The sequence below is a fragment of the Paenibacillus sp. PL91 genome (assembly GCF_012935325.2).
In the GTDB taxonomy this organism is placed as follows: domain Bacteria; phylum Bacillota; class Bacilli; order Paenibacillales; family Paenibacillaceae; genus Pristimantibacillus.
Window position 1 is genome coordinate 349032 of sequence record NZ_JABBYG020000001.1, and the last position, 22040, is coordinate 371071.

Annotated in this window: 23 protein-coding genes and 1 riboswitch; all 23 genes read left to right on the plus strand. The window is 47.6% G+C overall.

What is annotated here, in order from left to right:
* The first annotated feature begins 15 nt into the window (after nt 1-15).
* The 23 genes from sigF to HI950_RS01840 all read left to right on the plus strand — a co-directional run bounded on the left by sigF (nt 16) and on the right by HI950_RS01840 (nt 22023).
* Nucleotides 16-771 (plus strand): RNA polymerase sporulation sigma factor SigF, encoded by a 756-nt coding sequence (sigF, locus tag HI950_RS01730; protein WP_169081866.1) that lies wholly within the window; start codon nt 16-18, stop codon nt 769-771.
* 114 nt (nt 772-885) lie between these two features.
* Nucleotides 886-1536, plus strand: a complete 651-nt coding sequence (locus tag HI950_RS01735) for a stage V sporulation protein AA (RefSeq protein WP_169081865.1) — start codon at nt 886-888, stop codon at nt 1534-1536.
* Nucleotides 1529-1957 (plus strand): stage V sporulation protein AB, encoded by a 429-nt coding sequence (locus tag HI950_RS01740; RefSeq protein WP_169081864.1) that lies wholly within the window; start codon nt 1529-1531, stop codon nt 1955-1957. Before HI950_RS01735 ends, HI950_RS01740 begins: the two co-directional genes overlap by 8 nt.
* A gap of 25 nt (nt 1958-1982) precedes the next feature.
* On the plus strand, nt 1983-3632 hold the full coding sequence (locus HI950_RS01745; protein ID WP_169081863.1) for a spore germination protein: 1650 nt from the start codon (nt 1983-1985) through the stop codon (nt 3630-3632).
* Nucleotides 3633-3763: 131 nt separating this feature from the next.
* Entirely contained in the window at nt 3764-5095 is a 1332-nt protein-coding gene (lysA, locus tag HI950_RS01750; RefSeq protein ID WP_169081862.1) for a diaminopimelate decarboxylase, read from the plus strand.
* Between the two features lie 53 nt (nt 5096-5148).
* On the plus strand, nt 5149-5580 hold the full coding sequence (locus tag HI950_RS01755; RefSeq protein WP_053376712.1) for a peptidylprolyl isomerase: 432 nt from the start codon (nt 5149-5151) through the stop codon (nt 5578-5580).
* 33 nt (nt 5581-5613) lie between these two features.
* Nucleotides 5614-5823: riboswitch (FMN riboswitch) on the plus strand.
* A 221-nt stretch (nt 5824-6044) separates the two neighbouring features.
* Nucleotides 6045-7142, plus strand: a complete 1098-nt coding sequence (ribD, locus tag HI950_RS01760) for a bifunctional diaminohydroxyphosphoribosylaminopyrimidine deaminase/5-amino-6-(5-phosphoribosylamino)uracil reductase RibD (protein WP_169081861.1) — start codon at nt 6045-6047, stop codon at nt 7140-7142.
* Between the two features lie 20 nt (nt 7143-7162).
* Nucleotides 7163-7822, plus strand: coding sequence for a riboflavin synthase (gene ribE / locus HI950_RS01765; protein WP_169081860.1), 660 nt, complete (start codon nt 7163-7165; stop codon nt 7820-7822).
* Between the two features lie 738 nt (nt 7823-8560).
* A complete protein-coding gene (locus HI950_RS01770) occupies nt 8561-9796 on the plus strand; it encodes a bifunctional 3,4-dihydroxy-2-butanone-4-phosphate synthase/GTP cyclohydrolase II (RefSeq protein WP_169081859.1) in 1236 nt (411 codons plus the stop codon).
* Between the two features lie 22 nt (nt 9797-9818).
* Entirely contained in the window at nt 9819-10289 is a 471-nt protein-coding gene (ribH, locus tag HI950_RS01775) for a 6,7-dimethyl-8-ribityllumazine synthase (RefSeq protein ID WP_053376708.1), read from the plus strand.
* Between the two features lie 36 nt (nt 10290-10325).
* Nucleotides 10326-11105, plus strand: a complete 780-nt coding sequence (locus HI950_RS01780) for a segregation and condensation protein A (RefSeq protein ID WP_053376707.1) — start codon at nt 10326-10328, stop codon at nt 11103-11105.
* On the plus strand, nt 11074-11676 hold the full coding sequence (gene scpB, locus HI950_RS01785) for an SMC-Scp complex subunit ScpB (protein WP_169081858.1): 603 nt from the start codon (nt 11074-11076) through the stop codon (nt 11674-11676). The genes HI950_RS01780 and scpB overlap by 32 nt, the downstream gene beginning before the upstream one ends.
* A 58-nt stretch (nt 11677-11734) precedes the next feature.
* Complete coding sequence (locus tag HI950_RS01790; RefSeq protein ID WP_169081857.1) at nt 11735-12427, plus strand: DUF2953 domain-containing protein; 693 nt, start codon at nt 11735-11737, stop codon at nt 12425-12427.
* On the plus strand, nt 12400-12873 hold the full coding sequence (gene ytfJ / locus HI950_RS01795; RefSeq protein ID WP_169081856.1) for a GerW family sporulation protein: 474 nt from the start codon (nt 12400-12402) through the stop codon (nt 12871-12873). Before HI950_RS01790 ends, ytfJ begins: the two co-directional genes overlap by 28 nt.
* 133 nt (nt 12874-13006) lie before the next feature.
* Nucleotides 13007-14197, plus strand: a complete 1191-nt coding sequence (locus HI950_RS01800) for a D-alanyl-D-alanine carboxypeptidase family protein (RefSeq protein WP_169081855.1) — start codon at nt 13007-13009, stop codon at nt 14195-14197.
* A 66-nt stretch (nt 14198-14263) separates the two neighbouring features.
* On the plus strand, nt 14264-14923 hold the full coding sequence (locus tag HI950_RS01805) for a nucleoside recognition domain-containing protein (protein ID WP_169081854.1): 660 nt from the start codon (nt 14264-14266) through the stop codon (nt 14921-14923).
* Nucleotide 14924: 1 nt separating this feature from the next.
* The gene (locus HI950_RS01810; protein ID WP_169082240.1) at nt 14925-15452 is read left to right on the plus strand and encodes a spore maturation protein; all 528 of its coding nucleotides are present in this window, start codon (nt 14925-14927) and stop codon (nt 15450-15452) included.
* A 54-nt stretch (nt 15453-15506) separates the two neighbouring features.
* Nucleotides 15507-16253 (plus strand): pseudouridine synthase, encoded by a 747-nt coding sequence (locus tag HI950_RS01815; RefSeq protein ID WP_169082239.1) that lies wholly within the window; start codon nt 15507-15509, stop codon nt 16251-16253.
* A gap of 87 nt (nt 16254-16340) precedes the next feature.
* The gene (locus HI950_RS01820) at nt 16341-16871 is read left to right on the plus strand and encodes a redoxin domain-containing protein (RefSeq protein ID WP_169081853.1); all 531 of its coding nucleotides are present in this window, start codon (nt 16341-16343) and stop codon (nt 16869-16871) included.
* A 17-nt stretch (nt 16872-16888) separates the two neighbouring features.
* Nucleotides 16889-18547, plus strand: a complete 1659-nt coding sequence (resB, locus tag HI950_RS01825; protein WP_169082238.1) for a cytochrome c biogenesis protein ResB — start codon at nt 16889-16891, stop codon at nt 18545-18547.
* Complete coding sequence (gene ccsA / locus HI950_RS01830) at nt 18544-19803, plus strand: cytochrome c biogenesis protein CcsA (RefSeq protein ID WP_187768012.1); 1260 nt, start codon at nt 18544-18546, stop codon at nt 19801-19803. Before resB ends, ccsA begins: the two co-directional genes overlap by 4 nt.
* A 27-nt stretch (nt 19804-19830) precedes the next feature.
* On the plus strand, nt 19831-20547 hold the full coding sequence (locus tag HI950_RS01835; protein ID WP_053376699.1) for a response regulator transcription factor: 717 nt from the start codon (nt 19831-19833) through the stop codon (nt 20545-20547).
* Nucleotides 20548-22023 carry a HAMP domain-containing sensor histidine kinase gene (locus HI950_RS01840; RefSeq protein ID WP_169081852.1) on the plus strand — a complete coding sequence of 492 codons (1476 nt, stop codon included), beginning with the start codon at nt 20548-20550 and terminating at the stop codon, nt 22021-22023. It abuts the gene before it with no gap.
* The last annotated feature ends 17 nt before the right edge of the window (nt 22024-22040 follow it).

Consider the following 22040-nt stretch of genomic DNA (forward strand, 5'->3'; position numbering starts at 1 on the left):
TAGGGGTTGAACCTCATGGATGTCAATCTAAAGCAGACGGCCCAGCCATATTTGGATGACGCAGAAGTAAAGCGGCTCATTGCGTTAAGTCAGTCCGGCGATACGCTTGCAAGGGATACACTCGTTCAGTGCAATATTCGGCTTGTCTGGTCGGTCGTGCAGCGGTTTATTAATCGTGGTTATGAGCCTGAGGATTTGTTCCAAATCGGCTGTATCGGATTGCTAAAATCAGTAGACAAATTCGATTTGTCCTACGACGTGAAGTTTTCTACGTATGCAGTTCCGATGATCATAGGGGAAATCCAACGATTTTTGCGCGATGATGGTACGTTGAAGGTTAGCAGATCCCTCAAGGAAACCGCCAATAAGGTGCGTAAAATGAAGGATGAGCTATCCAAAACGTTAGGTCGCTTGCCCACCATTAGCGAGGTTGCGGAGCGGCTTGGCATTACCCCTGAGGAGGTAGTTTTTGCTCAGGAAGCGAATAAGCCACCGACATCCATTCACGAAACGGTGTTTGAGAATGACGGCGACCCTATCACACTGATGGATCAAATAGCGGATGAATCTCAGGATCGGTGGTTTGACAAGCTAGCACTGGTTGAAGCCATTGAAGGACTGAGCGAGCGCGAACGGTTAATCGTATATTTGCGTTATTACCGAGACAAGACGCAATCCGAGGTAGCCAGCAGGCTGGGAATATCACAAGTGCAAGTATCACGGCTTGAGAAAAAAATATTACAATTAATTAGAGACCAAATCGCCCTTTGAGGCGATTTGGTTTTTTCTATTTTTTACCTCATTTTGTATGAGTATCCGTATCCTCCTTTTCTCATACTAAAAGGGAAACAAACACCAAAGCATAAGCAGAAGGGAAGCTGACAGATGGCAACATCCAAGCATTCGGTCCTCTATCTGCGTTTGAAAAAACGAATTTACACGAAGCCGAATCAGCAGGTCTCCTTGGGGCAAGCGGCGAGGCTGCTCGCTGAGGACGATGCGCTTGAGAGGCGGCTGAAGGAGCTTGTCCTGTACGAGCACAAGAGTGCGGACGGCAATCGCGTCGTCATCGATCTGCTGCAGATCGTCAGAGCCATACGGCAGCTGGAGCCGGATATGGCGGTAGAAGCCTATGGAGATCCTCAGGTGCTGGTCATGGTTGCTGAGAAGCCGGTTAAGCCGCGTATTTCGGTTCTCATTCTAGCGTGGCTGCTTTTGTTTTTTGGAGCGGGTCTCGCCATTATGAACTTTCATACGGATGTCAGCATGAAGGAGGTTCATATTCGGATTGTAGAGCTGATTACCGGAAAGAAAACGGAGCATCCGCTGTGGTTTCAAATCCCTTATTCGCTCGGAATCGGGCTAGGAATGGTATTGTTCTTCAATCACTTATTCCGCAAACGGTTCAATGAGGAGCCGAACCCGCTTGAGGTTGAACTATATATGTATCAGGAAAATGTGAATGCCTACGTCATTGCGGATGAAATGCGCAAAAAATCGGATTACGACCAGACGAACGGTAACAAGCATGATTAATTCGCTTGCTAACGTTTTTGTAGCTCTGCTTGGCTTGGCGGGCGGGCTTGCGGTTGGCAGCGGATTGGTCGCTCTGCTAATCGTACTTGACCTTATTCCGCGTTTGGCACAAGTTGCCAATGCCTACCGTATGTCCATATGGTTTGAGACCGCCGTCATATGCGGCTCGTTGTACTGGACGTTCGCTGATTTTATGAATTGGCGATTAATGCTGCCTTCCAATCTATTTTTGAGCGCTGCGGGATTGATCGATGGCATGTTTGTTGGGATGCTGGCAGCCGCATTGACGGAGGTTATGAACGTGCTGCCTATTTTGGCCAAGCGAATGAATTTGTCTGCCTATATGGTTGGGCTAGTAATGGCGATGGTGCTTGGGAAAACGCTCGGCTCTTTATTCGATTGGCTTGTTTTTCAATGGTAGCTTATTAACGACGAGGTGAGGGAAAATGAAGGATCATCATTCAGAGCAAGGACATGAAGACAGGGATAGCCAAGTAGTGTCTTATGCAGTCCATTCCGGGGAACAGCAGCAGCAGGAGGAGTCGGGTTCAGCTGTAGATGAAGCATCCATTTCACATTCGAGAAAGAAACCGAGGATAGGGAGCTCTGCTTCGCATCGAGTAGGAGAAAAGGAAAAAACGCCGATTCCAGATCAGCTGGATGAAGTGCTGTCCCGTTTGGAGCACGAAATTGGTTATAAAACAAGCTTTGATGTAGTCGTAAGGGAAATGACGTTTGGCGAACGGCGAACAGCTATGCTTTGCATGAACGGATTGGTGAAGGACACCTTACTGACAGAAGTGCTTAAACGGTTGACTTATCTGCAGCCAGAGGATCTGTCGGTGCATGCCTTTCATTCGTTCCTCGATTTGTATGTGCCTGCCGCGCAGGCGACAAAGGAAGAGGATTGGAACAGTATGCTGACGGGCGTGATGTCCGGCGGCACTGCCTTTTTTATTGACGGTGAATCATGTGTCATCATGATAGATGCGAAGGCTTTTCCAGCACGGGGACCCGAGGAGCCTTCGCTTGAGAAGGTTGTTCGCGGCAGCAGGGACGGCTTTGTAGAAACGTTGATGGTTAACGTTTCGCTTGTTCGCAGACGATTGCGCGACCCGCAGCTGCGATATGAGATCGTAAAAGTGGGCGAGAGAACGCAAACGGATGTGTGTATCGCTTATATAGATGATTTAGTCGACAAGGAGCTTCTCAAATCGATTAAAGACAAGATTTCTATGGTGAAGATTGACGGCTTGCCGCTTGCGGACAAGCAGCTTGAGGAGGCTACGGTAAAGCGAGGATGGAATCCTTTTCCAATGGTTCGATACTCGGAGAGGCCCGATACGGTGGCAGCTCACTTGCTTGAAGGCTATGTGGCGGTTTTCGTTGATACCTCGCCAAGCGTCATGACCCTGCCGACCACGTATGCGGATCTCATGCAGCATGCGGAGGAAAATCGTCAAACCCCATTTATCGGTACTTATTTGAGATGGGTAAGATTCATTGGCATTTTCGCTTCGTTGTTCATGCTGCCGCTTTGGCTGCTGTTCGTTATGCATCCTGAATTGAAGCCGCCTGCTCTTGAATTTCTCGGTCCCAATAAAACGGCCAAGCTGCCGTTAGTTGTACAGTTTCTTCTAGCTGAGATTGGCGTCGACCTGCTGCGGATGGCATCCGTGCATACGCCGACCTCTCTCGCCACGGCCATGTCGCTGGTGGCCGCGATTTTGATCGGCGATATTGCGGTGCAGACAGGTATATTTGTCAATGAGGTTATTTTGTACATGGCCGTAGCGGCTATCGGCATGTTCGCAACGCCAAGCTACGAGCTGGGACTTGCGAACCGAATCGTGAGGCTGGTCCTAATCATTTCCGTGTCTGCCTTCAGTGTGCCCGGCTTCGTCATTGCGACGACAGCCATTATCCTGATGCTGACGATGGAGCGTTCGTTCAACCGTCCGTACATGTGGCCATTCATCCCCTTTGACTTGAAGGCGCTCTGGAGCATTCTCATCCGCCAGCCAGTTCTGTACAATCGGACGCGTCCAAATAATCTAAGAGCACAGCAGCGCGATAAGATGCCGAGCACCGAGTAAATTCATAAAATGCAAATGAAATGTGGATTTATCCATTTCGCAGTAAGGGTAGATTGCGTTATACTGATGCTATTGATGCAAATTCTATCCGTTCTATCTGCCTGCAGATAGAAGAAAGCTGAGGGGAAATTATGTACCTGCATGGAACTAGTAAAATTAACACTCAAGGACATTTGGAAATTGGCGGCTGCGATGTAGCTGATTTGGCTGCACAGTTTGGTACGCCGCTATATATTGTGGACGAAGCTCTCGTACGCCAGCGTGCAAGCGAGTATGTTGAAGCTTTCAAGGCATCCGGTCTTCGTTTCCAAGTCGCTTACGCCAGCAAAGCTTTCAGCGTAATGGCTATGTGCGCGATTGCAGAGCAAGAGGGGCTATCGCTTGATGTCGTGTCCGACGGCGAACTGTATACAGCCATGCAAGCGGGTTTCCCGCCGGAGCGCATTCACTTCCACGGAAATAACAAAACACCTGAAGAAATCAACATGGCGCTTGATGCAGGCATCGGCTGCTTCGTAGTAGACAACTTCATGGAGCTAGAGCTGCTGAATGCACTTGCTGGCGACAAAGGCAAAAAAGTGAATATTTTGCTTCGCATTACACCAGGTGTAGAAGCGCATACGCATGATTACATCTCAACTGGCCAGCAGGATTCAAAGTTCGGCTTTGACCTTGGCAATGGCGCAGCGAAACAAGCGATTCAAGAAGCGCTTGCTTTGACTAACCTCGTTATTTTGGGCGTTCACTCCCATATTGGTTCGCAAATTTTTGAAGTGGAAGGCTTCCGCATGGCTGTGGACAAGGTTGCAGATTTCGCGGTTGCCATTCGCAACGAGCTTGGCCTTACGTTTAAAGTCATCAATCTTGGCGGCGGCTTTGGCATCCGTTATGTTGAGGGCGATACTCCGCTTCCAATCAGCGAATATGTAGCGGCTATTACGGGCGCCATTATTACGAATTTCACAAAGGCTGAGTTCCCACTCCCTGAAATTTGGGTAGAGCCGGGCCGCAGCATGGTTGGCGATGCAGGAACGACATTGTATACAGTTGGTACGAGCAAAAATATCCCAGGCGTACGCAAATACATTGCCGTTGACGGCGGAATGACGGACAACCCTCGCCCAGCGCTCTATCAATCGAAGTATGAGGCTGTGCTTGCTAATCGTGCGAATGATCCAACAGAAGAGACGGTTTCTATTGCGGGCAAATGCTGCGAAAGCGGAGATATGCTGATTTGGGATTTGGAATTGCCTAAAGCCGAAAATGGCGACCTGCTTGCTGTTTTCTGTACAGGTGCTTATAATTATGCAATGGCGAGCAACTATAACCGCATTCGTCGCCCGGCAGTCGTTTTTGTCAAAGACGGGCAGGCTGACCTTGCTGTTAAGCGTGAATCGCTTGATAATATCGTATGCAATGACGTCATTCCGGCAAGACTTCAAAAATCACCGCTTGCGAAATAAGGGCGATATTGGTAACGTAGTCTTATCTGGATAAAAGAAAGGTAGATGCAGCAATGGCAAAACAAGCAAAAATCACACTAGCAAATGGCGGAGAAGTTCTAATCGATCTATTCGATCAAGACGCGCCAAACACAGTAGCAAACTTCGAGAAGCTTGCTAACGAAGGCTTCTACAATGGTCTTACTTTCCACCGTGTTATCCCAGGTTTCGTTGCACAAGGCGGTTGCCCGAACGGAACTGGTACAGGCGGTCCTGGTTACACCATCAATTGTGAAATCAACCCGAATAAGCATGAGCGCGGTACATTAGCTATGGCACATGCTGGCCGTAACACTGGTGGCAGCCAGTTCTACATCGGTTACGCTCCACAGCCGCATTTGGATGGCGGACATACTGTATTCGGCAAAGTTTCGAAGGGTATGGAATTTGTTGACGCTTTTAAAGGCGGAGACAAAATGGAAAAGGTTGAAGTTGAAACAATTTAGTGTTAAGATACTAACTATAATTATGTAAGTGCAGCTTTCCTTCGGGGTAGGGTGAAATTCCTAACCGGCGGTGATCGGCGGGTACAGGAGGATCGGTTAACTGAACTTCTGTGCTTGTCGTCAGTCCGTGACCCGGTCTAAGACGCTTTGTTTTCGGAATTATCCGGCTGCAAAGCTGATTGGAACGGTGGACCTGGTGTAAATCCGGGACCGACAGTATAGTCTGGATGGGAGAAGGGGATGCTTCGACAGCTATAACATCAGCTTATTTATGTGTGTGTTTTATTTCACATACATAGTAGGTTGTTTTTTAGCGTATTTTACAAACCGTCATCGCGAAATTTTGCGGAAAAGGATGAAGTCGGACACTAAAGCCGACAACGCCTATCGGTTTTGTCGTAGTTCTCAGATTACTCACTCATCACCCCTGTCGGATTGATTGCCGATAGGGGTGATTTTTGTATATGGACGTGTTAAACGATGAGTATTATATGGGTTTAGCGCTCGACATGGCGTCAAAAGCTTCCGGCCAGACGGGAATTAATCCTGTTGTCGGATGCGTCGTCGTGAAGGATGGCCGCATTGTTGGAATCGGAACGCATCTAAAGCGCGGTACCGGCCATGCTGAGGTGCATGCCCTCCAGATGGCTGGAGATGAGGCGGAAGGCGCCACCGTTTATGTAACGCTAGAGCCATGCAGTCATTTTGGCAAAACGCCTCCTTGCTGCGAGCGGATCATCGCTGCGAAAGCGGCGAGGGTCGTTGTCGCCAGCGGTGATCCCAATCCTGAGGTATCGGGACGCGGTATCGCTAGGCTGCGAGAAGAAGGAATTGATGTTACCGTGGGTGTCATGGAGCAGCAATCTCAACAAATGAACGAAAAGTTCAATAAGTATATTACGACAAGATTGCCTTTCGTCACTTTGAAAACCGCTAGCACGCTTGATGGCAAAATCGCATCGCGTACAGGCGACAGCAGATGGGTAACGGGAGCAGCGGCCCGCGAGCAGGTTCATACACTTCGTCATCAGCATGAAGCGATTATGGTCGGAATTGGCACGGTGCTTGCGGACGATCCTTTATTGAATACACGAGCTTCTGTCCCAGCCATCGACCCGGTACGCATCATAGTAGATTCAAAGCTGCGTTTGCCGCTTGATGCAAGAGTAGTAACCGATCGCTCTATCCGCACCATCGTATTGGCTTCTAGTGAAGCAAGTGTGGAACAACGCCAAGCTTTAGAAGCAGCTGGTGTTGAAGTTGTCATTTGCGGAACAGGGTCGAAGGTGGATTTGGGCGAAGGAATGAAAAAGCTCGGAGAGCTCGAGATCGGTTCGATCCTGCTCGAGGGCGGCGGCCAATTAAACGGTGCGATGCTTGAGGCAGGCCTTATCGATAAAATTGTACTCTATTATGCAGCCAAAATTATTGGAGGACCAGATGCTCCTGGAACCTTCACCTTCGCCGGAATCGAGAAAATGGCAGATGCCATACAGCTTGAGCAGGTGAGCGTGGAGATGGCAGGAGAAGATATTTGCATCTCAGGTTATCCCGTTTATTAAGGTGTTTGAGGAGGAACCCCATGTTTACCGGATTAGTGGAAGAAGTGGGAAAAATGAAAGGGATCACGAAGCAGGGGGAAACGATGCGCCTTGTCGTCGGTGCAACTCTAGTGACGAAGGGGGTTATGCTTGGAGACAGCATTTCGGTTAACGGCGTATGTCTTACCGTGACGTCATTTGACGAGTCTTCATTCTCAGCAGATGTGATGCCAGAAACGTATCGCAAATCCAACCTCCACCAGCTACGTGCCGGCGAGCGAGTGAATTTAGAACGCGCGATGCAGGCGGGCGGACGGTTTGGCGGCCATATCGTGCAAGGACATATCGACGGTACGGGTAAGATACTCAATCGCGAAACAGATGCTAATGCGGTAGTGTACAAAGTGCAGCTAGATGATTCAGATATGCTGCGTTACGTTATACCGAAAGGTTCCATTACGATTGACGGCATTAGTCTGACTGTGGTTGATACAACTGCGAATTCGTTTACCGTGTCGATCATCCCGCACACCCTTGGCGAAACAGCCCTGCAGAGCAAGTACGCAGGAGACTCTGTCAATATAGAGTGTGATGTAATAGGCAAATACGTTGATCACCTGCTCCATTTCAGACAGCCAGAAGCTGCAAAAGCAAGCTCCAAGCTCACCACATCATTCCTTATGGAAAATGGATTCTTATAATTTTTAAGGTGAGAAAGTTTTAATCGTTTTATAGTCAAAATGCGATTTAGTCAAAAATTGATAATATTATTGACCCGCTTTAGATATTAACGGTAAAAACTCACGTTAATTAGTGAAAATGTCTTAACCAAACGCATTTAACAGGATAAGCTCCATGTAATAATGCGAAATATGCTTGTTTCTCGTCTTATGCGCCAAATTAGAAGGAGAAATTCTATCTAAACAACAAATAAGCTAATAAACAAGAAAATTAGATGGAGTTTTTCCAGTAACAAATGTCTTGTAAGAGCAGAAAGCGTGTCCCGCTGGGACGAAAGCGAGCATAGGTTTAACCTATCAGCATATCAACTCAGCAGCTCAAAAGTTATTCAGGTGTTATAGACTTTGAGGATTTGGTAGATCCACCACAAGTAAAGCGTGTCCCGCAGGGACGAAAGCGATCCACCCGCTAACGTGACTCGCGAGCACATGTTGAGCTCCAACGTTAGTCCAATTGCAGGTGTCCAGAGGACGCAGTCCTTGGGGCCCTCCCTTGGAAGGGAGGGTTTGGGTGGGTTCGAAAAGCCTTTAAGGTTTGGTATTGGTTTTAAAGCCTTTAAAGGTTTGGTATTGGTTTTAAAGCCTTTAAAGGTTTGGTTAAAAGCCTTTGAAGGTTTGGTTAAAAGCCTTTGAAGGTTTGGTAGAAGCCTTATAAAGGTTTGGTTCTCACAATGGTTGTCACAAAGGAGGGAAACCCATATGGAACAAACAGATAAAATTACATTTAATAAAATCGAAGAGGCGTTGGCTGATCTAAAGCTTGGCAAGCCGATTATCGTGGTGGATGACGAAGATCGAGAAAACGAGGGCGACCTCATTGCTCTCGCGGATAAAACGACGCCGGAAGTTATCAATTTTATGATAACGGAGGCTCGTGGCCTTGTATGTGTTCCGATTACGCAGGAACGTGCGGAACAGCTTGATCTTCCGCCGATGGTTTCGCATAATACCGATTACCATGGTACGGCTTTTACCGTATCGGTCGATTATATCGGAACGACGACAGGAATCTCGGCGTATGAGCGTTCGCAAACGGTCAAAGCGCTTATCGACCCAACGACAAAGGCAGCGGATTTCCGCCGGCCGGGACACATTTTCCCGCTGATTGCAAAATCGGGAGGCGTGCTCCGTCGCGCAGGTCATACTGAGGCGGCAATTGATCTTGCGGTCATGTGCGATTCTGCACCGGCTGCAGCTATTTGCGAAATCATCAACGAAGACGGCACGATGGCTCGTCTGCCTGACCTGCTTGTCTTTAAGGAAAAGCATGATCTGAAGCTCATTACGATTCAAGAGCTGATCCAGTACCGCAATGCAAAGGAGAAGCTTGTTGAACGGGCGGTTGATGTGAAGCTGCCGACTGATTTTGGCACCTTCCGGGCAATTGCTTACACGAACTTCTTGGACAATAAAGAACATATCGCACTCGTTAAAGGCGACATAGATCCTGAGCGGCCACTGCTGGTGCGTGTACATTCCGAATGCCTCACCGGCGATGTATTTCATTCGCATCGCTGCGATTGCGGTCCGCAGCTTGAAGCAGCGCTGAAGCAGATTGAGGAAGCGGGCAGCGGCGTCCTTCTCTACATGCGGCAAGAGGGAAGAGGCATTGGCTTGATCAACAAATTGAAGGCCTATGAGCTGCAGGAACAAGGATTTGATACGGTTGATGCTAATTTAAAGCTTGGCTTTCCGGCCGATTTGCGCGATTATGGGATAGGAGCGCAAATTTTGAAGGATCTTGGCGTTCGCCAAATGCGCCTGCTGACGAATAATCCTCGCAAAATTAAAGGACTAGAGGGCTATGGACTCGAGGTTGTAGAGCGCGTCCCTATTCAAATGGACGAAAAAGAAGATAACAAAAGTTATCTCCGCACGAAGAAAACGAAGCTTGGCCACTTGTTAAGCTTTGAAGATATTGACTATATCATTTAAAATAACGGAAGGAAGATGACAAATGACACGAATTTATGAGGGACATTTAGTATCAGAAGGTTTAAAATATGGAGTAGTAGTAGGCCGTTTCAATGAGTTTATTTCAAGCAAGCTGCTTGGCGGGGCTCTAGATGCATTCAAGCGCCATGGCGCACAGGATTCCGACGTTGAAGTAGCATGGGTGCCGGGAGCATTCGAAATTCCGCTAATCGCGCAAAAAATGGCTGAAAGCGGCAAGTATGACGCCGTTATCACGCTTGGCGCAGTCATTCGCGGTTCAACTCCGCATTTTGATTTTGTATGCAACGAAGCAGCTAAAGGCGTAGCGGCAATTGCATTGAAAACAGGAATTCCGACTATTTTCGGCGTACTGACAGTTGATTCTATTGAGCAAGCCATTGAGCGTGCAGGTACGAAAGCAGGCAACAAAGGCTATGAAGCTGCAACTAGCGCAATTGAAATGGCGAATTTGACAAAGCAATTGCAAGGCTAAGCAGCAAAGTTTAAGGCTAGGCGGGAGGAAATGTAAGTGTCGGTGCTTTATAAGCTGGATTCATTTGAGGGACCGCTTGATCTATTGCTTCACTTGATCGACAAAGCCGAGATCGATATCCATGAAGTGTCTATCAGCGAGATTACGATTCAATATATGGATTACTTGCATGCGATGAAGGAGCTGGAGCTCGAGGTTACAAGTGAGTTTCTAGTCATGGCGGCAACCCTTTTGGCGATAAAAAGCAAGCAGCTTCTCCCTAAGCCTCCGGTATTTGAGGATGATTACGAGGATTGGCCAGATGACGGACTGGATCCGCGCGATGAGCTCATCCAGAAGCTCGTCGAATACCGGAAATTCAAGCAAATTGCCGAACAGCTGCGCGAGAAGGAATTCGAGCGCAGCCTTGTCTATTCAAGAGAGCCAGAGGATATGTCGCCTTTCATGAAGGAAGAAAAGGTTAATCCGGTGGAGGGCTTGCATTTATCGGATCTTATCGTCGCCTTCCAAAAAGCGCTTCGAAGAGCCTCAAGGCGAAATGTAGTTGCGACGGTGCAGCGCGACGAGATTTCGGTCAAGGACCGGATACGGGATATTGTCGTTGTATTGAAGCAATTTGAAACGGTGCGTTTCTCGAAGCTCATTCGCGAGAATATGGACAGGCATGAAATCGTGGTCACTTTTCTAGCGATATTGGAGCTAATGAAGATGAAGCATATTCGTTGTTTCCAGCATCAGCTGTTTGACGACATCGTCATTCACTGGAGAGGAGAGTCGTCAGAAATTGGATTATCAGAAGTTGAAGACGATTATTGAGGGCCTGCTGTTCATGGCAGGCGATGAGGGGCTGACGAAGCGGCAGCTCGCCGATATTTTAGAGCTGGATGCCGAGCTTGCCTCCGATTTGGTTTATGATTTGCAGCGTGACTTGGAGCGCGAAGAACGCGGCATTCAAATTGCCGAGGTTGCCGCTTCATATCGGCTGACGACGCATTTGGAGCATGCGCCTTATTTTGAGCGAATGGCTTATACGCCAACCCGTTCACAGCTCTCGCAGGCAGCGCTCGAGACGTTGTCCATTGTCGCATATCGTCAGCCGATTACAAGAATATCGATCGAAGAAATCCGCGGTGTAAAGAGCGACAGAGCGATACAATCTCTAGTATCCAAGGATTTGATCGAGGAGGTCGGACGCGCTGAGCAGATCGGTCGTCCGATATTATACGGTACAACGAAATCATTTTTAGATTATTTCGGTTTGCCTTCAATCAAGGAGCTTCCTGAACCAGGAAATGTCGATCTTGATGATGCGCTTGAGGAGCAAACGCAGCTGCTGTTCGAGCGTTTAGACGGTCGGCAGATGACAATTGAAGAAATTAAAGAATGAGATTTGACCGCCGGGTCATACTATATTCAACCCATATGAGGGAAACGGAGGAAGCTTTATGATGCTCAGTTACCCTTACGGTTGGATTACGGCGGCCGGTCTCTTTTTTTTGCTCATTTTAATGGTTATCCTAAGCTCTCAGGTTGTTATAATAGGGCATCTGAGGAGGCTGGGTGACAATGATGATGTTGAATTGAATGTAAAAGCACTATACGGAATAATCCGATACCGATTCAAGGTGCCTATTATTCAATTTACCGGTACATCTGTCCAACTGAAGGAACAAGTTTCAAAAACGACTGCTTCAGCGAACACCTGGTCGCAATATTACGAGAATATCGATGCAGATAAAGTTATGAGTATGATCGATAAATTCAAGCAAGTTTTGGAAATGACCCGTAATCTAAAGGGTTGGGTAAGGCAGACACTAATGAAGGTTAGACTTATTGAATGGAATTGGACAACAGAGATCGGGACGGGAGACGCGATGTGGACAGCCATGACAACGGGTGCGGTATGGTCTGTGAAAACGTCGATCATCGGCGTTTTGTCTCAAATGGTTAAGCTGAAAGCTGAGCCTAAAATGATTGTTCAGCCAATTTATCAAGGTTCCGCCTTTCGAACCGAGTGGTCATGCATAGCTCAAATCCGCTTCGGTTATGCTATTCTTGCCGGGCTACAGCTTTTAGTTCGGATGAGGAAATGGAAAGGAGGCGTCAAAGCATGGCAGAACATCCTATTCAAGGCTTAATGCAAACCGCAATGGAAAATATTAAAGAGATGGTTGACGTCAATACAATCGTAGGCGATCCTGTTCAAACGCCTGATGGCAGCATTATTATGCCGATCTCCAAAGTAGGCTTTGGATTTGTGGCAGGGGGAAGCGACATTCGATTAGATGATGCCGATCATAAGGCAAATTCTGATGCACAGCATGCTTCCGTATCCTTGCCGTTTGGCGGCGGCAGCGGCGGCGGCGTATCGATTACGCCAATCGCGTTTCTGGTCGTAGGCACTCACGGAGTGAAAATTGTTCCGCTCGATAATCAAACGCATCTGCTCGAGCGGGTTATCGATTCTGCTCCGCATGTCTTCGAAAAGCTTCAATCGATGATGAAGCAGCCAGCTAACACATCAGCATACAATGACCCGTCTATAATCAGCGGACGTGTCGAAGCCAACGATCACCTCTTATGACAGAACTGCCCGAGAGGGCAGTTTTTCATTTTTAGTTAGCTGAAATTCGTCTAGAGCAACGTGTACAGGCATATACTGGAATATACAAGCAGATGCTTTATCCACTAACGCTGCGAGAGGGGCAAGTTAACACATGTATTTCAAAAAGCTACAGCGGATTGCCATGATCGTTTTATTGGCGATCCTAGTGGTTGGGACAAGCCAAGTGACGGCTGTAAGCGCCAATCCCAGTCCGTTGCATACGAATGCGAGAGCTTCAGCGCTAATTGATGTCGAGTCGGGTAGATTGCTGTACAGCAGCAATGGCGATAAGTCGATGAGAATTGCAAGCTTAACAAAAATAATGACAGCAATCGTGGCTATCGATCATGGAAAGCTGACGGATATGGTGAAGACGAGCAAGCGTGCAGTGGGTAAGGAAGGTTCCTCGATCTATCTTCAGCTTGGCGAGGAAATGAGCCTTCTCAACATGCTGTACGGGCTTATGTTAAGATCCGGCAATGACGCAGCGACCGCGATAGCTGAGCATGTAGGCGGGTCTGAGGAGGGCTTCGTTCATTTAATGAATGAAAAGGCGACCTTTCTTGGTCTGAAGCAAACGCAATTTAAAAACCCGCATGGACTTGATGAGGATGGGCATTTTTCCTCTGCAAATGATTTGGCCAAGCTTACTGCCTATGCTCTAAAAAATGATGTGTTCGCAGAAATCGTAAGCACAAAAGTGAAAAAGGTGCCAAACCCTCATGAAAAGTGGGAATACAGCTACACGAACAAAAATAAAATGCTGACGATGTATGAGGGTGCAGACGGCGTGAAGACCGGCTATACCAAAAAATCGCTGCGCTGTTTAGTAAGTTCGGCAACAAGGCATGGCCAGCAGCTTGCTGCCGTAACGATCAACGATAGCGATGATTGGTCAGATCATCGAAAAATGCTCGACTGGGGCTTTGGCCATTATCCGCTTCAGGAAATTGCCACTAAAGGACAATCGATCGCAGGTTATCCTTATGCAATTGGTCAATCGTTCAAGTACCCGGTTGCTGAGAATGAGTCAGATGCGCTCCAATCGCGATTGGTGCTGCACAACGCGGACTCGACGCGCTATATGCTCGGTGAACGGGGTATTTTGGAGTGGTATATGAATGATATTCGAATTGGTGCTGTTCCGGTGTATGAAGTTTCAAGCAGCAGGCTTGAGCTTCCGACAAAATCATTAAATGCGATGCGATCGTTAGCGGATTTCAAAAAAGCTTCTTTACTTGATGACCGTGGAAAATTGACTCAATCTATATCGAAGGTATTGGACGCATTATTTGATCATTAGGGCATGACGGCGAGGGAGACGCTTAATGCCTATAAAAGGAATGTTGCAAATGGGGAGGCGGCATAGATGGTAAACTGGATTTGGTTGTTTTTCATCGTAGCGAGCGTAGTTGTAGCTGCGGCAACCGGCAAGATGGATGCGGTGACGCAAGCTGCCTTCGAGGGAGCCAAATCAGGTGTCACTGTGAGCTTTGGCTTAATCAGCATCATGGTATTTTGGCTTGGAATGATGAGAATTGCGGAGGACGCTGGATTGCTTCAAAAATTGGCTCGCATGCTGGGACCCGTCGTGCGCATGCTATTTCCTGACGTTCCCCGCAATCATCCGGCAATAGGTTACATCATGAGTAATTTGAGTGCTAATTTATTTGGACTCGGGAATGCTGCCACGCCAATGGGGATAAAAGCGATGCAAGAGCTGCAAAAGCTAAATCCGGATCCCTCCACAGCAACTCCAGCAATGTGTACGCTGTTAGCCCTTAATACATCGAGCATAACGATCATTCCGACCACACTAATAGCCATTCGTATGAATTATGGTTCAGCTAATCCAGCCGAAATTATCGGCACGACGCTGGCAGCAACTTTTGTTGCGACGACCGCAGCGATCCTTGCCGACCGCTGGTACAGAAGAAAATCTCCGCCGCCACCGATTACACCTACTTTATCAGGGCCCGCTAAAATGAATGGGGCAATCCCTGCTGCTGGAGGTGAGCCTGTTGTATAGTATGGTCACAAGCTTATCTGCGTGGATGATTCCTGCCATTATTGTATTTATTCCGCTTTATGCAGCGCTAAGGCGCAAAGTGCCAGTGTACGAAACGTTTGTCGAAGGCGCCAAGGACGGCTTTGGAACAGCCATTAACATTATTCCGCACTTGGTAGGCATGATGGTCGCCATCAGCATGTTTCGCGCGTCAGGTGCATTAGAGTTAATGCTTTCAGCAGTAAGGCCTTTATTTGATTATGTTGGCATTCCAAGCGAAGTGCTGCCGCTCGGCATCCTTCGCCCGCTTACCGGCGCAGGCTCTCTTGCGTTCACGACGGATCTCATCCAGACGTTCGGTCCGGATTCCATGATTGGCAGAATCGCCTCAACCATTCAAGGCAGCACAGACACCACCTTGTATGTGCTCACCGTTTATTTTGGAGCTATAGGCATTCGTCGAACGCGTTATGCTTTAAAAGTAGGATTATTTTCGGATTTGGTCGGTTTTTTTGCAGCGATTTTCATTTGCCTATACATATTCGGATAGTGAAGCTTGTACTTTGTTCTTCATATCGTTATGATGGAGGTTGAGGTGAAAGCATTGGAACGTTTACAGAAGATATTAGCCGCTGCGGGAGTCGCATCCCGTCGCAAATGTGAAGAAATGATTTTGGCTGGCATGATTGAGGTTAATGGTGAGAAGGTTACGACGCTTGGCGTCAAAGCAGATCCTGCTGTCGATACGATTACGGTTAACGGCAAACCGATCCGGAGCGAGAAGAAGCTCTATCTCATGCTTAACAAATCCAAAGGAGTCATCACAAGCGCCAAAGATCCGCAAGGACGCAAAGTGGTATCTGATTTCTTGCCAGGCATCAAAGAGAGAGTATATCCCGTCGGTCGATTGGATTACGATACGGAAGGACTTCTCATTCTAACAAATGACGGCGAATTCGCCAATTTGTTGACACATCCGAGCCATCACGTACCGAAAACCTATCGCGCTACTGTCAAAGGTGTTCCGCATGGAACGGCTTTAGAGCAGCTTCAGAAGGGGATTAAGCTGGAGGACGGCATGACCGCTCCTGCCGAGGTAGAGTATCATGATGTGGATACGGAAGGTAATGAAGCGACGATTACGATTACGATTTTTGAAGGCCGCAACCGTCAGGTTCGCCGTATGTTTGAAGCGATTGGACATAAGGTGATTAGGCTGAAGCGCATTCGATTTGGCGAGGTTGGACTAGAGAATCTAGGAAGAGGCAAGTATCGCCATTTGACGCCGCAGGAAATCAAAGAACTGCTAGCAATAGCGCAAAACAAGACACATAAAGTTCATAAAAAGTAATCGACGGCGGCAGTAATTGCCGTCGACTTTTCGTTATAATGGTAATATTCGTGGCTGTATAGAAAGAAGCTGGTGGTGAATTATTTTATGGGAAAATCGCGCAAGACGGTACAAATCGTCATATTGATTGCTGTCTTGATTATAGGCGGGTATGCGATAGGATCTACCTTATTTGCCGCGGACGAGAAAGGCCCTCTGAAGGAAGGCAGCAAGCCGCCGGCATTTGAGCTTGTTGATTTGGAAGGGAAAACGCAGCAATTATCCGATTATGAGGGTAAAGCTGTCGTCGTCAATTTTTGGGGCACGTTCTGTCCGCCTTGCGTGAAGGAAATGCCGGAATTTGAACGACAATATGCGAAATGGAAAGATCAAGGCCTCGTAATTTTGGCGATTAATTTAAGCGAGGATACGTTAACCGTGAACAATTTTGTTCGCCGTTTTGATTTGAATTATCCCATATTGCGCGATGTGAACCGCAAAACAGAACGCAGCTATGGGCTAAAGTCATATCCTACTACTTTTTTCATAAAACCGGACGGTTCGATTATGGAAATAAAAGTAGGCGGCATGACCGAGGTTGAAATTGACGAGCGGATTGAACGGCTTCTTCAGCTGTAGGAGGTTTTACTGTGTTGGTGGTTGAAAACACAAAATGCGAGTGCGGACATCAAAACTCGGTCGGCACCGTGCTTTGCGAGAGCTGCGGCAAGCCGCTCGAAAACAATGATGTATCGGATCTGCCACTTGAAATGCGATATGACGGGGTAGCTCGCAGATCGCAAAAAAGCAATCCGAACTACATCGATAAGATTTGGAATTTTTTCTCGTCCGTCAAAATTGCGATTTACTTGATCGTTATTACTTTTTTGACTGCGATGCTGGGAACGATATATCCCCAAGAAAACACGTTTGTAAATAACTTTGATCCATCTGTTTATTATGAGGAAACTTACGGCTTGCCCGGCAAATTGTATTATTTGTTCGGCTTGTCCCACACCTACGAAACCTGGTGGTTTATCGGACTGCTTGTGATGATAGGCACGTCGCTCGTTATTTGTAGTCTTGACCGGGTGCTGCCGCTTTACCGGGCACTGAGCAAGCAGCAAATCCGGAAGCATTTGCAGTTCATCCATCGCCAAAAAACGGTGTACAAGCATACGATTGAAGGCGACTCTGAGGAGTGGGTAGAGAAATTCGGCACGCAGCTAAAACGCAAGGGCTACCGTATTCATCGCGACGGCTCAGCTCTACTTGCCGAGAAGAACCGTTTTAGCCGATGGGGACCTTACATCAATCATATCGGTCTTATCCTGTTTCTGCTGGCGATATTGGCAAGAAGCATACCGAGCTGGCAAATGGATAGCTACATTACAGTTCCCGATGGTGACACTGTACAAATTGCGGATACCAATTATTTTGTCAAAAATGAAAAGTTTACCGTTGAGTATTATAAGGACGAGGAACTGCCTGATAAGCTTAAAGGAACAGCTCGTGCCAAGCTCTTCGAAACGAAAGCGGTATTATATGAATGCGTAAGCAGCTGCAGCGACCAATCGAAAAAGCCGGAGCTCAAGGAAGTGATGCGGCACGATATTATCGTGAACGAGCCGCTGAAGTACAAAGGGCTAAAGCTGTACCAATTCGATTTTGATACGACACCTCGTTTGAACGCGGTCCATCCCGTTCTCGTAAATAAACAAACAGGTGAAAAATATGGTCCGTTCGATCTTCCGATGAAGGACTCGGCGCTTCAGCACAAGCTTGGACCATATACGCTGGACTTATATGCCAATTACATGGAGTTCGCAATTGGCGACAATGGAGAGCCGACTACCTTATCTCGTGATCCGATTGCACCAGCATTCGTATTTACAGTTAAAGGGCCGGGACTCGCGGCAGACGGCGAGCCGTATATGTATTTCCCAATGCAGAAGGATAAGGTAAAATTTTCGCAGGATGCCATCAATCATGCCATTGCGGATAAAATTGAAATCCGGGTCGACGGGATGGAAAACGTAGACTTTTCCGAAGCATCCACTTACTTAAATGTCCGTATGGATAAGGCGCTGCCTTATGTATGGGTTGGAGCAGCCTTCTCTATGGTCGGCCTCTTAATGGGATCGTATTGGCAGCACCGCCGCATATGGCTGCGTGTTGATGACAATGAGCTTTCATTAGGCGCACATACAAATAAGAACTGGTACGGTATGCGTTCAGATGTTGCGGGAGCGCTTCAAAAAATAGGGATAACCGTAGATCCGAAGTCGCTTGATAACGGAGGGAACAACGCGTGAGTTTAGTTGATTTTAGCAGCGACGCTTTTATCGTCGCATTTTTTCTTTACTGTTTTGCATTTATGTTCTATGTGATTGCGATTGCGGGCAAGAAATGGAGCAATCGCGACCCCAAGCAGCATGAGAAACGATGGGGTCGAATCGCGTTTATCACATCCAGCCTAGGATTAGCGGCGCATATGACCTTCTTCTTCACCCGCTGGGCAGGAAGCGGACAAATTCCAACAAGCAATATGTATGAATTTATGACGTTCCTCGGCATGGCGATTATGATTGCGTTCACTATCGTTTACAGCATCTATAGAAAACCATTGCTCGGCATGTTCTCATTGCCGTTGACTGTTATTATCGTTGCATATGCCTCTGTATTCCCACAAGAGGTGCAGCCGTTAATACCGGCTCTCAACAACTATTGGCTTAAGGTGCATGTCACGACAGCAGCTCTAGGTGAAGCCTTCTTTGCAGTAGGATTTGCTGCAGGACTTATGTACCTTTTGCGCGTAGTCGATTTTAAAGGGAAAACGAAGGAAGCGAAGAGATCGCAGTTTTGGGTCGAATTTTCGTTATACTCCATTATCCTTATCGTAGGTTTTATCGTAGCCGTGTTTGCGTTCCGCGGAATGGGCTACGAAGCGCAATTCGTTCAAGAGAAATCGAACATTGACGCGAAGGGCGTTGAATCAACGACGACGGAGACCGTTGTTTATACGCTGCCGGCAATCGTTAAGCCATATAACAGCGAAATCGTGAAATTTGATTCGTTCCTTGGCATGAAGGAGCCGATTTTCGAAGCTCCATATTGGATGACAGGCGCAAATTCCGGCCGAAAGCTTAATACAGTCGTGTGGTCCATCATTGCTGGGACCTTGCTTTATGGTTTGCTGCGTCTCGTATTCCGCAAGCCGCTGGGTGCAGTTATTCACCCCGTTATGGAAGGCATTGATCCGGAGGATTTGGATGAAATCAGCTACCGTTCGATTGCCATTGGCTTCCCGATCTTTACGCTAGGTGCCTTAATTTTCGCGATGATCTGGGCTAATATTGCATGGGGCCGCTTCTGGGGCTGGGATCCGAAGGAAGTATGGGCGCTTATTACTTGGCTATATTACAGCGCATATTTGCATTTCCGCTTATCGCGCGGCTGGCAGGGCCATCGGTCCGCTTGGCTTGCGGTAATCGGTTTTGTCGTTGTATTGTTTACGCTTGTCGGGGTCAACCTCGTGATAGCAGGGTTACATTCATATTCTGGTGTTTAGGATATAGATTGAGAGGAGAATTGCCCTATGTCTGATTATTCAAGCCGTATTTTGGTCGTAGACGATGAAGAACGTATTCGTCGTTTGCTCAAAATGTATTTAGAGAAGGAAGGCTACACGATCGACGAGGCAGAAGACGGAGAAACCGCGCTAAGGCTTGCCTCAAATACCGATTATGCGCTCATTTTGCTGGATGTGATGCTTCCGGGAATCGATGGGGTAGAGGTGTGCTCGCGTCTGCGCCAAGTGAAGGCAACTCCTGTCATTATGCTAACCGCAAAAGGCGAAGAGATGAACCGGGTGCAGGGCTTTGAGGTTGGAGCGGATGATTATGTCGTGAAGCCGTTTAGCCCCCGCGAGGTCATCTACCGCGTGAAAGCGATATTGAGACGCTCTTCGGCTACAGCGTTCCTTACTAAAGAAATTAATTCGAGCAACAACATTGTATTTCCGCATCTTGTCATCGAGCATGATGCTCACCGCGTAACAGCAGGCGGCCAGGAAGTGAGCTTAACGCCAAAGGAATATGAGCTGCTACATTACTTGGCAGTATCGCCGGATAAGGTTTTCTCGCGCGAGGAGCTGCTCAAGGATGTTTGGAACTATGAGTTTTTTGGCGACTTGCGAACAGTCGACACGCATGTGAAGCGGCTTCGCGAGAAGCTGAACAAAGTATCGCCCGATGCAGCATCGATGATAACGACGGTATGGGGTGTCGGCTACAAGCTTGAGGTGCCTAAGTAAATGAAGTTGTGGCATCGCTTAATCGGAAAGCTGTGGCACAGTGTGGTTGGGAAGCTCTGGGCGACAATTATGCTGCTCGTTGCAGTCGTATTGCTTATAGTAGGTGTTTTTCTTCTCCAGTATGTCGATATTTGGTTTGATGATAATTCACATGATAGCTCTCATCAAGTAAAAGTGTTATTCGTTCTTACAGCGATCGTTGGTTTTCTATTATCGACATTTTTTGCTTTCTTCTTATCCAAAAAGATCCAGCAGCCGCTCTTGCAGCTCAAGGACGCTGCTGTTTCGATCTCACAAGGAAATTATTCGACCAGAGTGAACATTCGCTCCAGCGATGAGATCGGAGAGCTTGCGAATACGTTTAACCACATGACTGAGCAGCTTGATAAGCTTATTCACGACCTGAATCATGAGAAAAACCATCTTGCCAGCATTTTACGGAGTATGGGAGATTCGGTTATTACATTCGATGCGGATGGAAAGGTTATTCTTACGAATCCAAGCGGGCATTTGCTGAACAATCAATGGTCAGGTGTAGAGCTTGCTTGGCAAGAGGATTTGTATGACAGCAATTCCTCCAATTCGGAAGTTCCGATGCCGCTGCGCGATTTGTTTCAGTGCGTTATGGAAGAGGGGCGCGATGCGACGGATAAAATCCATGTGCTAAGCAATGTATGGTCCGTTGTTATGGCTCCATTGCAATCCAAAGGTGTCGTTCGGGGAGCCGTTGCTGTTATTCGGAACGTAACGGAGGAGCATAAGCTGGAGAAGCTTAGACGTGATTTTGTTGCGAACATCTCACATGAGATTAGGACGCCTCTGTCCATGCTGCAAGGGTACAGTGAAGCGCTTCTTGACGACATTGTTGTATCCGAGGAAGACCGCAAGGAGCTCGTTCAAGTCATTTATGATGAATCGCTTCGAATGGGCAGGCTTGTCAATGATTTTCTGGATATCGCTCGGATGGAAGCCGGCCATGTGGACATGAATTTTCAAGAGGTGGATTTGAAGCATGTTTTAAAGCGGGTGCATCGGAAGTTCCAAGTGTATGCGAAGGAGCGCGACGTTAAGCTGGTGGCAAATCTGCCGCGCGAGCCTCTTATCGTCAAGGAAGCTGATGAGGACCGGCTTGAGCAGGTTCTGACTAACTTACTCGATAATGCCTTGCGCCATACGCCCTCTGGAAAGTCCATTACACTTGCTGGCCAGCTTGAAAATGTAAATGGCAGCCTGTATGTTCAGCTGAGTGTTAGAGACGAAGGACAGGGCATACCTAGCGAAGATGTACCTTATATATTTGAACGCTTCTACAAGGCAGATAAAGCGCGCAAAAGGGGAGCTTCAAGCGGCACTGGACTAGGACTTGCAATCGTCAAAAACTTAATAGATCTCCATCACGGACGTATCGTTGTCGAAAGCAGTGCTGGTTCGGGAACATCGTTTATGCTTCTGCTTCCTGTCGAAGCACATCAATAGTTGTCATGGCGTTCCTT